The sequence below is a fragment of the Aeromonas sp. S41-2 genome, from assembly GCF_027705845.1.
Taxonomy (GTDB): Bacteria; Pseudomonadota; Gammaproteobacteria; order Enterobacterales; family Aeromonadaceae; genus Aeromonas; species Aeromonas hydrophila.
The window spans coordinates 324,298-337,412 of record NZ_JAPDCG010000002.1; the positions used below are offsets into that span (position 1 = coordinate 324,298).

General features: G+C 61.7%; 10 protein-coding genes. 4 read left to right on the forward strand and 6 right to left on the reverse strand.

Annotated elements, in window-relative coordinates; genetic code table 11:
- Positions 1 to 14: 14 nt before the first annotated feature.
- From OKC44_RS06025 to OKC44_RS06035, 3 genes are read right to left on the reverse strand one after another with little or no spacing between them, the layout of a single operon-like run.
- Entirely contained in the window at positions 15 to 695 is a 681-nt protein-coding gene (locus OKC44_RS06025; RefSeq protein ID WP_236766655.1) for a hypothetical protein, read from the reverse strand.
- A gap of 52 nt (positions 696 to 747) precedes the next feature.
- A complete protein-coding gene (locus tag OKC44_RS06030) occupies positions 748 to 2,154 on the reverse strand; it encodes an alkaline phosphatase (RefSeq protein ID WP_414429619.1) in 1,407 nt (468 codons plus the stop codon).
- 11 nt (positions 2,155 to 2,165) lie between these two features.
- Entirely contained in the window at positions 2,166 to 3,557 is a 1,392-nt protein-coding gene (locus OKC44_RS06035) for an alkaline phosphatase (protein WP_045527414.1), read from the reverse strand.
- A 331-nt stretch (positions 3,558 to 3,888) separates the two neighbouring features.
- Here OKC44_RS06035 and ylqF point away from each other — a divergent pair, with 331 nt between their 5' ends.
- Together ylqF and OKC44_RS06045 are read left to right on the forward strand one after the other, a co-directional pair.
- Entirely contained in the window at positions 3,889 to 4,839 is a 951-nt protein-coding gene (gene ylqF / locus OKC44_RS06040; RefSeq protein WP_016351290.1) for a ribosome biogenesis GTPase YlqF, read from the forward strand.
- 372 nt (positions 4,840 to 5,211) lie between these two features.
- Positions 5,212 to 6,360 carry an MFS transporter gene (locus tag OKC44_RS06045; RefSeq protein WP_202005297.1) on the forward strand — a complete coding sequence of 383 codons (1,149 nt, stop codon included), beginning with the start codon at positions 5,212 to 5,214 and terminating at the stop codon, positions 6,358 to 6,360.
- 173 nt (positions 6,361 to 6,533) lie between these two features.
- Here the strand turns inward: OKC44_RS06045 and OKC44_RS06050 are convergent, their stop codons facing one another.
- From OKC44_RS06050 to dinG, 3 genes are all read right to left on the reverse strand, one after another.
- The gene (locus OKC44_RS06050) at positions 6,534 to 7,430 is read right to left on the reverse strand and encodes a histone deacetylase family protein (RefSeq protein ID WP_236766656.1); all 897 of its coding nucleotides are present in this window, start codon (positions 7,428 to 7,430) and stop codon (positions 6,534 to 6,536) included.
- Positions 7,431 to 7,514: 84 nt separating this feature from the next.
- Entirely contained in the window at positions 7,515 to 8,174 is a 660-nt protein-coding gene (locus tag OKC44_RS06055; RefSeq protein WP_017409874.1) for a YccT family protein, read from the reverse strand.
- A 173-nt stretch (positions 8,175 to 8,347) separates the two neighbouring features.
- Complete coding sequence (dinG, locus tag OKC44_RS06060) at positions 8,348 to 10,420, reverse strand: ATP-dependent DNA helicase DinG (protein ID WP_236766657.1); 2,073 nt, start codon at positions 10,418 to 10,420, stop codon at positions 8,348 to 8,350.
- A gap of 382 nt (positions 10,421 to 10,802) precedes the next feature.
- Here dinG and OKC44_RS06065 point away from each other — a divergent pair, with 382 nt between their 5' ends.
- Together OKC44_RS06065 and OKC44_RS06070 are read left to right on the forward strand one after the other, a co-directional pair.
- The gene (locus OKC44_RS06065) at positions 10,803 to 11,876 is read left to right on the forward strand and encodes a porin (protein ID WP_077095399.1); all 1,074 of its coding nucleotides are present in this window, start codon (positions 10,803 to 10,805) and stop codon (positions 11,874 to 11,876) included.
- A gap of 213 nt (positions 11,877 to 12,089) precedes the next feature.
- A complete protein-coding gene (locus OKC44_RS06070) occupies positions 12,090 to 13,031 on the forward strand; it encodes a hypothetical protein (RefSeq protein WP_179101314.1) in 942 nt (313 codons plus the stop codon).
- The last annotated feature ends 84 nt before the right edge of the window (positions 13,032 to 13,115 follow it).

Sequence of the window (13,115 nt, forward strand, 5' to 3'; positions counted from 1 at the left end):
TTCGGGGCGTCCCGTCAGTCGAAGAAATCCCGCAGATCCAGGGTCTGGTAACCCTCCAGCTGCTGCCAGGGCAGGGTTTTGGGCAGGGATTTGAGGGTCACCTCCATCCGGTAGCTGCGATAACCGTCTAGACTCGCCGACTCCACCACCAGCGGCAACAGCCAGCGGCTCGACCAGAGGATGCGGGTGCGCTGGTTGCCCTCGCGTTTTTCATACCAGCGCGCCTGTTCGGGGGCGCTTTCATCAAGGGGGGTCATCTCCTGCAACAGGGCCGGGTTGATGAGGTGGCGGATCCGCGGCCAGTCGGGTTTGAAAGCCACCTGACCGTACTCCTCCTCCGGCACCTCCACCAGCTGGTTGTGCCAGTTGTCGGCGTAGCGCAGTTGCAGCATCCCCTGCTGGTCGCGGGTTACCCAGCGCGCCGCCATCTGGTGGGTGAAGTGCTGGTGGCCCGGGGTGGCATCGTGAGTGGCGTGATAGGCGCGGGCAAGGGGCAGCGGGATGAGCCGCTGGCTCCACACCTGATCGCCAACCCGCAGCCACTTCTCCTGCCACTGGCTCTCCTTGCTGATGCCGTCGCTGCTGGTGACCCTGTCCTGATAACGGATGCGGGCGGCCAGATCGGGGACTTCATCGGCCAGGAGGGGAAAAGCGAGGCTGCTGGCGAGCAGCCACAACGGAAGTAACAGTCGCATATGGGTGATCGCTCGAACGAGCAGAGCCCGGCACTCTGCCGGGCCCTGCCGTTTACAGGCCGAGCGCCTCCTTCAGCTTGCCGAACACCCGGGTGTTGTCCAGCGTCCCCTTGAAGCGGCTGCTGCCGGCACCGTCGGCGAACAGCATGACATCGCCGCCGCCGTGGGTCTCGGAGCCGAGCTTGACCCCGGTCTCCTGCAGGTAGTCGTCCGCCATCACCTGATCGCTGGTGAGGGTGGGGCGCACGTCGGGGCGGTTGGGGCCGTTGCCGAACACCAGGGTGGTGAACGGCTTGCCATCCACGTCGTTCTGGGTCGAGCCATCGCCATTTTTCACCAGATCCAGCACCTTGTTGCCCTTGGCGGAGTAGCCGTTGATGGTCATGGTGTGGTCATGGTCGGCGGTGACCACGATCAGGGTATCTTTCAAATCCACCTTGCCGAGCGCGGTCTTGACTGCGTCGTCCAGTGCCACTGCGTCGGTGAGCGAGCGCTTGGCATTGGTGCCGTGCAGGGCGTGGTCAATGCGGCCCCCTTCCACCATCAGGAAGTAACCCTGGCTGTTCTGGCTGAGCAGATCGATCGCCTTGGCGGTCATCTCGGAGAGCGACGGCTGGGTATTGGCTGCCCCTTTGGCGACGCGGTCCAGCTCGTAGTCGAGGTGGGACTTGGCGCTGAACAGCCCAAGCACCTTGCCCGAGTTGACGCCAGCCAGCTCATCTTTGGTGGTGACGTAGCGATAGCCTTGAGCGGTCAGCTCGGTGGTGAGATCCCGTCCGTCGGCGCGGCCACCCTTGTTGCTGGTGCTGTTGTAGGGCGTCCAGTGGTTGGCGCCGCCCCCCATCAGCACGTCGACCCCGTCCCCCAGCGCCTGGTTGAAGCCGGCGCCGCCCGGTACCGCCTGCTCGGCGATGGCGTAGGCGGCATCCCGATGGCAGATGTGGGAGTAGGTGGCGGCCGGGGTGGCATGGGTCAGCTCGGTGGTGGTGACGGCCCCCACCGACTTGCCCGCCGCCTTGGCCAGCTCGAGAAGGGTGGGCACCGGCTTGCCGTTGTCGCTGGCGCAGTTGTTGACGCCCTTGTTGCCGTTGGCGTCCTTGCCGGGGGCGACGGCTCTGGTGTCGCTGCTCATGGCGATCACCTCGTTGTTCATCTTGACCCCGGTGGTGTAGGCCGCCATGGAGGGGGCCGAGTCGGTGGTCTGGGCATCGTTGGAGAAGGTCTTGATGCGGGCGCTGCGGGCCAGCTTCATCATCTCCAGATTGCCCTCTTCCCCCACCTTGTAGAGGCGGGTGGCGGTGAGCACGGTGGGGCCCATGCCGTCGCCGATAAACAGGATGACGTTTTTTGCGTCGGCGGCCTGTGCCTGGGCCGCGCCGCCGAGGGCGGCCAGCAGGGCCGTGCTGACCAGGGTTTTATGCAGATTCTGCTTCATGGATTGGTTGATGGCTCTTTTCATGGGAATGCTCCTTACAGCCCGGCCGCAGCCTTGACCTTGCCGAACACGGCGGTGTTGTCGAGTGAGCCGTGGAAGCTATCCGCTCCCTGGCCGATGGCGCCGAGGAAGACGTCGGTGCCGCCGTGGGTCTCGTTGCCGATTTCGCCCACCTTGACCACCACCTCCTGGTGATAGTCGTTGGCGGAGACGGTGGCGTCGTCCAGCGGCGCCACGCTGCTGCGCGGCCCGTCCACCCGGTTGTAGCCGTTGCCAAAGCCGATGATGGTGTAGGGCATGCCATCGGCATCCTTGCTCGGCTCGCCGGTTTCGTAGTTCTTCACCAGCCCGAGCACGCCTGGGTTGTCGGCGGTGGTCTTGCCGGTACGCTTGGCATAACCATTCAGGACTAGCGTGTGGTCATGGTCGGCGGTGACCACGATCAGGGTGTTTTTCAGCTCGGGATCGGTTTTCTTCACCTCGTCGAGAGTTGCCTTGATGGCGTTGTCGAAGGCGAGGGTGTCCTGCAGGGCACGCTTGGCGTTGGTGTCGTGCAGGGCGTGGTCGATGCGGCCCCCTTCCACCATCAGGAAGTAGCCCTGCTTCTGGTCTTTGAGCTGCTTGATGGCAGCCAGGGTCATCTGGGCCAGGGAAGGCTCGCTGGCGGGGCGATCCAGGTCATATTTCATGTGGCTTGAGCCAAACAGCCCCAGCAGCGGCTTGCCCGCCTCGGCCTTGTTCAACTCGTCCAGATTGCCGGCAAACTGGTAGCCCTTGGCCTTCATCTCATCGATGAGGTTGCGGCCATCCTCGCGCTTGCCCTTGTCGGCCTTGGGCAGGAAGAAGCTGCTGCCGCCGCCGAGCACCACGTCCACCCCCTCTTTGAGGGCGCTGTTGTAACCCACGCCGCCGGGCACCAGCTGGGCGGCGATGTCGGCTTCCAGATCCCGGTTGCAGAGGTGGGCATAGGTGGCGGCCGGGGTGGCGTGAGTCACCCGGGTGGTGGTAACCACGCCGGTACCGCGGCCGGCGGCCTTGGCCAGTTCCAGCAGGGTGGTGACCGGCTTGCCGGCGCTCTTGCTGCAGTTGCTCTCCTGGGTGGCGTCGCTGTCCATGCTGATGACGCCGTTGTTGCTCTTGACCCCGGTCATGTAGGCGGACATGGAGGGGGCCGAGTCGGTCACCTGGGCATCGTGGGAGAAGGTCTTGATGAAGGCCGTCTCCGGCAGGGTATCGATGGTGAGGCTGCCCTCTTCACCGACGCCGTAGATGCGGGCGGCGGTCAGGGTGTTGAGACCCATGCCGTCGCCGAGGAAGAAGATCACGTTCTTGGCGCCGGGGGCGGGCGCACTGCTGTCGTTGTTGGAGTTGCAGCCGGCGGCCAGGGCGGCGCCGATCATCAATGCAAGTCCTGCCATCTTTCTCATTGGGGTTCGCTCCTTGTAAAACCTGAGCGCAGCCTAGAGGTCGCAGATGACACTTTTAGTGAAACGGGATGACAATCCGATGAAGGTGTTGCATGAATGTTATGTTGTATCAATAGCTTATATTAATGCAGCCGAAGTACTGGGCACCGGTGGGCGAGGGGGCCGGGTGGGGGAGAATCTGGCCGGATTGCGGGCTGGCGGCTAGAATGGCCTGTCAAATCAGGGCGTGTGCAGGTAAAATGCGCCCCCTTGCGACGCCCAGCGTCCGCACCGCTCGCCGCTCGCGCCACCGCAAGCCAGCGCCCGCAGTCCCTAGATGAGAGTAACGGATATGTCCATCAACTGGTTCCCCGGCCACATGCACAAGGCCCGCAAAGAGATTGCCGAGGTCATGCCCCAGGTCGATGTCATCATCGAGATGCTCGACGCCCGCATCCCCTTCTCCAGCGAAAACCCGCTGGTGCCCGAGCTGCGCGGCGATACTCCGGTGATCAAGGTGCTCAACAAGGCGGATCTCGCCGACCCCGAGATCACCGAGCTGTGGGTGGCCCACATGGAGCAGGAGAAGGGGATCAAGGCGTTGCCCCTGACCCAGCAGGAGCCGGAGAAGATCAAGCAGCTGCTGACCCTCTGCCACGAGATGCTGCCGGAGCGCAATCTGGAGCTGCGCGGCGTGCGTGCCATGATCATGGGTATTCCCAACGTGGGCAAATCCACCCTGATCAACACCCTGGCCGGGCGCATCATCGCCCGCACCGGCAACGAGGCGGGGGTGACCAAGTCCCAGCAGCGGATCAAGCTGGACAACAACGTCATCCTGACCGATACCCCGGGGTTCTTGTGGCCCAAGCTCAATCCTCCCTCCTGCGGTTATCGGCTGGCCATCACGGCCGCCATCAAGGACACGGTGTTCGACTACGCCGACATCGCCATGTTTGCCGCCGATTACTTCATCAAGGCCTACCCGGAGCGGATCCAGGCGCGCTACCAGCTGAGCGAGCTGCCGGAAACCGAGATCGAGCTGCTGGAGCTTATCGCCCGCCAGCGCGGCTTCATGCGCAAGGGCGGCCTGGCCGATCTGCACAAGGCGTCCGAGATCCTGGTCAACGAGTTCCGCTCAGGCTTGTTGGGTCGCATCTCGCTGGAGACCCCGGCGATGGTGAGCGTCGAGATTGTGGAAGCCGAGGCCGAGGCCGAACAGAAGGCCAAGGAGAAGGCGGAGCGGGAAGAGGAGCGTCAGGCGCGAGCACGTCGCAAGTACGCCAAGAAGCGTCAGCGCTAACCGGCGTTGTGCTAAGTACTCACGAAGAGGCGACCCTGGGGTCGCCTCTTCGTTTTTGGGCAGATTGAGCATCAGTGACGGGGTGGCTTGGCCACTGAGGTGGGGCGCTTTTGTGTGTGCGCTCCGCGGCCCTGTTGATAGCGCCGCGCCAGGTCGATGGGGATGAACGACCGGTCATGCCCCAGCAAGACCGCCAAACTACTCGTTAATCAAGGGGATGAACCGGGCTGCCGAGCAAGCGCTGAGCGGTGCCAAATGAGGTTTTATTGCCTGCACGAAAAAAACATCCCCTGCGCCAATTAACGCCGATTGACAATGGCATTGGCGGTGGCATGATGCGCTCGCATTTTGACTCTCCTCACGGTATTACCCATGACCACCTACACCCGGCCAGTGCTGTTGTTGCTCTGCGGCCTGCTGCTGCTCACGCTGGCCATCGCGGTGTTGAACACCCTGGTGCCGCTCTGGCTGGCCCATGACAATCTGCCGACCTGGCAGGTGGGCATGGTCAGCTCCTCCTATTTCAGCGGCAACCTGCTGGGCACCCTGCTGGCGGGGGCACTGATCAAACGCTACGGGTTCAACCGCAGTTACTACCTGGCGTCCGCCCTCTTTGCCGCTGGCTGTGTCGGGCTCGGTATTACCCTCGGTTTCTGGAGCTGGCTCGGCTGGCGGTTCCTCGCCGGCATCGGCTGCGCCATGATCTGGGTGGTGGTGGAGAGCGCGCTGATGTGCAGCGGCAACGCGCGCAATCGAGGGCGGCTGCTGGCCGCCTACATGATGGTCTATTACCTGGGGACCGTGCTTGGACAGCTGCTGGTCAGCAAGCTGCCGACTGGTCTGATGGAGGTTCTGCCCTGGGCGACCGGGCTGGTATTGGCGGCTATCCTGCCGCTGTTGTTCACCCGCATCGTCAGTGAGCGCAATGAGCAACAAGGGAGCACCCGGGTCTGGCCTATGCTGCGGCTGCGGCAGGCGCGGCTCGGGGTCGATGGTTGCATCATCTCCGGCATGGTATTGGGGTCGCTGTATGGCCTGATGCCGCTTTATCTGAACCACCGCGGGGTGAGCGATGCCGGCATCGGCTACTGGATGGCGGTGATGGTGAGTGCGGGCATCCTGGGGCAGTGGCCTGTGGGCCGTCTGGCAGATCGGTTCGGGCGCCTGCCGGTGCTGCGGGTACAGGTGCTGGTGGTGATCCTGGGGTGCGGGGCCATGCTCAGCGGCGTGGCGATGGGCCCGGCGCTGTTTGTGCTGGGCGCAGCCGGTTTCACCCTCTACCCGGTGGCCATGGCATGGGCCTGCGAGAAGGTTGAGCACCATCAGCTGGTGGCGATGAACCAGGCGCTGCTGCTGAGCTACACCATCGGCAGCCTGCTCGGACCGGCCTGTACCGCGTTGTTGATGCAGCACTACTCGGACAATCAGCTGTTCATCGTGATCGCCGGCGTGTCGTGCGTGTATCTGCTGATGTTGCTGCGCAAGCTGGGTGAACACCCGACGCCGGTGGCCCACGCCTGAACGGGGGCGGCAGGATCCCAGCCCCGCTTCCCTACATGGGGGCAAGACGGAGCTAGGGTGCCCGGTATCAATAGGGTACCCGGTATATAGAAGAGGCGGCCCCAGGGCCGCCTTGTTGTTTGCAACGGTTGCCAGTTAGAGATTCATGGAGAGATTGACGAAGAGATAAACGGTTAGCCGTAACGCTTTTTCGCCTCTTCAAACAAGGACATATGCAGCGGGATCAACTGCTGCCAGTCGCGCCGGTAGCCGCCGCCCGGCACGGCGGCGATGGACAGCCCGTGCCGCAGTGCGCAGTCAAAGACCATGGCATCGCGCTGGCGGACCCCTTCATCGCTCAAGGCGAGATAGCCAAGCTCGTCGTCCTTATGCACATCGACCCCGGCCTGATAGAGGATGAGGTCGGGGGTGTAGAGTCGCAGCGCCAGGTTGAGCGCCTCTGCCAGCGTGGTGAGATAGGCATCGTCCGCCATGCCGCTTGGCAGGGGAAAATCCATGTGGGAGGCGGGCTTGTGGCGGGGGAAGTTGTGCTCCCCGTGCAGGGAGAGGGTGATGATGTCGCGCCGCCCCTGGCACAGTGCTGCGCTGCCATCCCCTTGGTGTACATCGAGATCGATGATCAATACCTGCTCGCAGCGCCCTTCGTCCAGGCACACCTGGGCGGCGATCACCAGATCGTTGAAGAGGCAAAAACCGCTGCCAACGTCCCGGTGGGCGTGGTGATAGCCGCCGGAGATCTGCAGGCCGCAACCCTGCTCCAAGGCGTGGCGGCTGGCCGCCAGGGTAGCTCCCACCGAGCGCAGGGTGCGCTCAATCAACAGGGGCGACCAGGGAAAACCGAGCTGGCGAATGGCGCCTGCATCAAGGGTGCCGGTGAGGGCTGCCTCCACATAGGCGGCATCGTGCACCCGTTTGATTTGCTCAGGGGTGGCGGGGGCGGCTTCTGCCAGCGGATAGCCGAGGCGGCCGAGCCGCTCGAACAGCGCCTGGTACTTGGCCAGCGGGAAGCGATGGCGCGCTGGCAGGGTCAGGGCGGAGTAGAGGGGGTGATAGAAGATGCGCAGTGACATGACGGCAGGGCCTTGGCAGAGAGGCAGATATGAAAAAGGGGAGCCAGGCTCCCCTTGTCGCACGAAACGAGTGCTCGCACGCCATTACTGCTGCTGGATCACCCAGATCTGGAAGGCTTTGCGAGTTTCCGCATCGGCCTTGTTGTACCAGTTTTGCAGCTGGGTCAGGGCTTCCGGGTTGCTCTGAGCCTTGCTCGGGGCTACTTGCACCGGGGCGCTGTTGGCGGCCATGACGGCGGCGGTGGAGACGGCAACAGTGGCCGGCTGGTTGAAGGCCTTGCCCATGTTCAGCAGCTCTTGCTGATAGTCACGGGTCAGCTGGAAGCCTTCGACTTTCGGCAGCACGAACTGCTCGCTGGCGACGACCTGGTTGCTGCTCTTGTCTTTCAGCGCGACTTTCTGCTCTTTGACGAACAGCTTGGCTTCAGCTTCGTTGCGCGGCTTCTTGTAGTCCAACACCAGCTTCTGGTTGTCGGCGGCGGTGAAGTTGATCACCAGGGGCTCGGCGGTCACCAGCTTGGTCTCGCTGCGGCTGGAGTAGTTGCCTTCAAAGGCGACAACCAGTTGGTGCTTGCCAGCTTTGATAGGATAGGTACTCGTCTTGTCGAGCAGCTTGGGATTGATGGATTGGCCATCGACCAGCTGTACGACGTAGGGGTTGGTCACTTCCAATTGGGCATCGGCCAGGGCACTACCTGCCCACAACAGACCAGCCAGGGCCGGCACCAGAACAGTCAGTTTCATTTCATCTCCTTGAACAGTCGGCGAGTGCCCACTGAAAAACAGGGGCTCATTTTTACAGGTTTGCCCAAGGGCAGCAATAGGCGTTTATGGCGCCTGGGTTGCCTCTCGGCCTCGATGCTTAAAGCGAACGCAAGCCACGGTACGGGTTCTGACCGAGCCAATGGGCCCCTGTCTTACTCAATCCGACGGTTGAAGGGGGGCAGCGCGTCGAGCAACCCCTTGCCATAACGCTTGGTCAATAGACGTCGGTCGAGGATGGTGACCCGGCCCCTGTCCGCCTCCTTGCGGATGAGACGACCGCAGGCCTGAATGAGCTTGCGCGACGCCTCAGGTACTGTCAGCTGCAGGAAGGGGTTGCCGCCCCGCTTCTCGACCCACTCGGCGGTGGCCTCTTCCACCGGCGAGTTGGGCACCGCGAACGGCAGCTTGGTGATCACCAGGTTGGTGAGGTAGTGGCCGGGCAGATCCAGCCCTTCCGAAAAGCTGCCGGTGCCGAACAGGATGCTGGCTTGGCCGCCATCGCATTTTTGTTTGTGCAGGGTGAGCAGGGCATTGCGGGAGGCTTCGCCCTGCACCAGCAGGGAGAGTCCCTTGGCCCGCAGACCCACCGCCACCTCGTTCATCTGCCGGTAGGAGGAGAAGAGCACCAGGCTCGCCTCCTTGCCGGCCAGCAGACGGGGCAGGGTGCTGATGAGCTCCTGGGTGAAGGCGGGGGCGCTGGGCTCGTGTTCCATTTTGGGCAGATAGAGCTCGGCCTTCTGGTAATCGAAGGGGGAGCGCAGGCGCAGATAGCGGGTACCATCGTGCTCTTTGAGCCCCACCTGGTGGCGGAAATAGCTGAAGGAGGAGAGGGCGGTCAGGGTCGCCGACACCAGCACGGCGCCAAGACACCTGGACCAGAGCCACTCTTCCAGCAGATAGCCGACCTCGATGGGGGAGGCATGCAGCCAGATGTCGCCGTCATCACTCTTGACCATCCAGCGGGCCAACGGCGTTTTGCCTTGTGCCACGTGCCGCCCCAACATCTCCCACAGGGCGCAAAACCCCTCCAGTCGTTGCAGATAGAAGCCGCTCTCCGCCAGCAGGGGTTCGGCCTCCTTGCGGCGGATCTCGCCATCTTTCAACGCCTCGCCAATGGCGCCCTGCATTCTGTCCAGCGCCCGCAGAGCCTTCTTGCTCGCCTCCTTCAGGTTCTCAGCCAGCATCGGCAGAGGGTCTGGCAAGACGCCATCGGCGAAGCGACAGTGTTTTTCCTCATTGAACAGCCGGTCGTTGGCGGCGAGCCACTGTTCCAGCGCCTTCAGATCCGGCTGCAGGGAGGCCAGCGCATCTTGCAGCTTGAGCTGGGGATCGAGCAGGCTCTCCTTGTTGAGGGTTCTGGCCAGCTTGCCGGCACCCTGCGCCAGCTTCTCCAGCCAGCGCCGCGAACCCTTGACGCTGGCCGAGGCGGCGCCATGATCGCGGGCGATGGTGGGCAGGTGGTGGGCCTCATCCAGCACATAAATACACTCGTCCGGCGGCGGCAATATGATGCCGCCACCCATGGTGAGGTCGGAGAGCAGCAGGGCGTGGTTGACCACCAGCACATCGGCCGCATCCATGTCGTTGCGGGCGCGGTGGAAGGGGCAGTGCTGATGATGACTGAGCGCCTTGTTGCAGGTATGGCGGTCGGCGGCGATGCGATCCCAGCAGAGATCGGTGATGGGTTTGGGCCAGTTGTCCCGATCGCCATCCCATTTGCCGTCGGTGTAGGCCTGCCACAGCGCCTGATAGCAGCTCTTGTCGGCGTCTGATGGCTTGTGCTTGCTGAGGCTGCCGAAGTCGAATTCGAAGTTGGCCATCTCGCTGCCGCTTGCGGCCTGTTCCAGCAGGTGCTCGCAGCAGTAGCGCTGGCGCCCCTTGACCAGCATGAAGCGAAACGGCAGCTCGCTGTGGCGGTGGTAGAAGGGGAGGTCCTTGTGGATCAGCTGTTCCTGCAGCGCCACGGTGGCGGTGGAGATCACCAGCTTCTTCTGGGTGAGCCGTGCCACCGGGATGGCCCCCTGGGCATAGGAGAGAGACTTGCCGATGCCGGTGCCGGCTTCGGCCACCAGGATGCGACGCTGTTTGTCATATTCCCCGGTCAGTGTCTTGGCTATCTCGGCCACCAGAAAATTCTGCTCCTTGCGCGGCACAAAACCGGGTAAACCATCGGCAATCTGTCGATAGGTATTGCGAATGGTGGCTTTGAGGCGAGTCGATAGCATGAATGGGGTGTGACCGTGTCTGGGATGAATGGTCACAGGATACCCGCAACAGGCGGCCTGGGTCGAGGCAAGGTGAGGCAGGGGTTATGGGCCGGGATCCGCACTTATGTCATGGGGTGGATTGTGCGTGCAATAAACCACCAAAAAAGGGCGTTTCAGGCAGCGCGTATCGCTGTAAACGTTTTCCCTGAGAGGGCAAACAATATGGGATTCAGCTCACAATTTTTTCCCTATGACTATGGTTTTCTCAAAAAGTTCCAAGTTTTTTCATTGCGGATTGGAAAACCCGGTGCTAGTCTCGGCGCCATAGTGATGCAAAGTACATCGCTAACACAGGGAATAACAACAACTTAGTGTTTAATTACAGTAGGCATTGGAAACTATGAAAAAGACAATTCTGGCTATTGCTATCCCGGCTCTGTTTGCATCCGCAGCTAACGCTGCCGTCATCTATGACAAAGACGGTACCACCTTCGACATCTACGGTCGTGTACATGCCCAGTACTTCGGCGAGTACGACTCCTACGATGCAGACGCAGATTCTTACTCCAAGAATGATGGTGAGCTGACCACCTATGCCCGTCTGGGCTGGTCCGGCAAAATGGCTCTGAATGACACCTGGTCTGGCGTTGCCAAAACTGAGTGGCAACTGGCCTCCGAAAACTCCTATGGCAGCGATAAGCGTGAGCTGAAGGCTCGTCACATCTATGCTGGCTTCGATGGTTCCCAGTATGGCCAGTTCCTGTTTGGTCAGACAGAAACTGCTTTCTACAATGCAACCGTCGCCAAGACCGATATCTTCAACGACTACGGTGACATGGCCAACGTCTATGATGGTCGTCAAGAAGGTCAGGCTATCTATAACGGTCAGTGGAACGGTTTTGGCCTGAAGGGTGGCTACATCACCAACAACGGCAGCTATGATGCGAACTACGCTGGCTGGTCTGGTGTTGAAGGTAAAATGGACCACGGCTACACCCTGGGCGCAACCTATGACTTCGACTTTGGTCTGGGTCTGGCAGCAGGTTACGAGTCCAAGAGCTTCGAAGATGCCTCCACCCTCACCATCACTTCCGAAAACGGTACTTTCAGCCGTGCTGATCTGACCGACAAGAATGACTGGGCTGTTGCCGCAAGCTACACCTATCAGGGTTTCTACTTCGCTGCCCTGTATAACGAATCCACCTACAAGTTCGACGGCTTCAACGATGCCAAGGCGCGTGGCTACGAGCTGGCTGCTTCCTACAACGTAGACGCCTGGACCTTCCTGGCTGGCTACAACTTCGCTGAAGCGAAAGTGGAAGGTGTAACTTCTTACGAAGACACCGTAGATTTCACCTCCATGGGTGTTGAATACGCCTTCAACTCCAAGCTGAAAGCTTACACCGAATACAAAATCCAAGGCCTGAGTCAGCAAGATGACGAGTGGACTGTTGGTATGCAATACAACTTCTAATCACGCTTCCCTCTCGTAGGGAACGTTGAAAGAGTTGATGAAACGGCCAAGCTTGCTTGGCCGTTTTGTTTTATCTGCCTTTCACCTTATTCCCTCCGCCGTTTGGCCCTGCGCCAGGTCACGTTGTCTCTTTTCCGCCCTTGGCTCCTTAGTCGTAAATCGCTAGATTATTCAATTCGTTGAAAGATGGTCTGCCGACAGGGAAGGATGCGTGTGATCGATTTCAGTCACCCCGAGTGGCGAGCGCTGGCTCAGCAGTTGCTGGATGAGGCGCCCCAGGTTATCCGCGGTCGCCAGTGGCAGCCCCTCATCGGCATGCTCAAGGACAATCAGCTGCTGCTCCCCCTTGGCAATCACCGCTATGAGCTGACCCCGGCCGGACGGCGCTATCTCACCCGCGAGCTGATGCTGGCCGAGATCGCCACCGCTCTCCCCGAGCCTGAGGAGTGGCTTCATGCTCAGGGTTGGCAGTTGGGGGAGCAGGTTAACGAGCGGGTGCTGGCGGCGCTCTATCGCAAGTCAGATGTGAACTTCACCCCCAACGAGCAGATCGACTTTGAGGACAAGGGCATTCGGCTCTGTGCCGATCAGCTGTTGCGCTTGCGCTCCGCCCAGCCGTTCAGCCTCTTTTTTAGCAGCGGTACCCTGATCGACGCGGCGCCCTGGCTGCAGGCCCTCGGCGAAGTGGCCCTACCTGAGCGCACCCTTGAGGATCTTGGCAAGATCCTGTGGGGGGAAGGGAATATCAAGCGGGTGATCACCACCGACAGCGTCGGCGCCTTTGCCGAGCTTCTTCTTGAGTCAGGCTGCTTGCTGGTGTGGGCACCCCCATCTGCCTCCCTAGCCCTGCAGCAGGTGGTGGCCGCTTTGCCGCCCAATGTGCTGTGGAGCCATCTCACCGCTCTCGACCCTGCCGGGGTGGATCGGGTGCAGGCGCTGGCCCAGCGACTGGGGCGTCCGGCAAGCTGGTGGCTGCCCCGGGATCTGGCTCCCATCAAGGAGGCCTATGCCGCCCCTCTGCAGGACGCGCGCCCCTGGGAACCGAGCCGGATCCCCCGTCCATTGCGGGCGTGGTGCAGCGATCTGGTGGAGTCCAACCGCGGCTTGTCGGCCGAGGTGTGTGCCCTGGCATCGGGCTGGCATGCCATCGGTTGAGATTGCCGCAGATCCGGCCGAAAAAGCGGTTTGCCCCCACTCTGCACGGTGATATAAAGAGTTGACGAAGCGCTCGCCAGATGG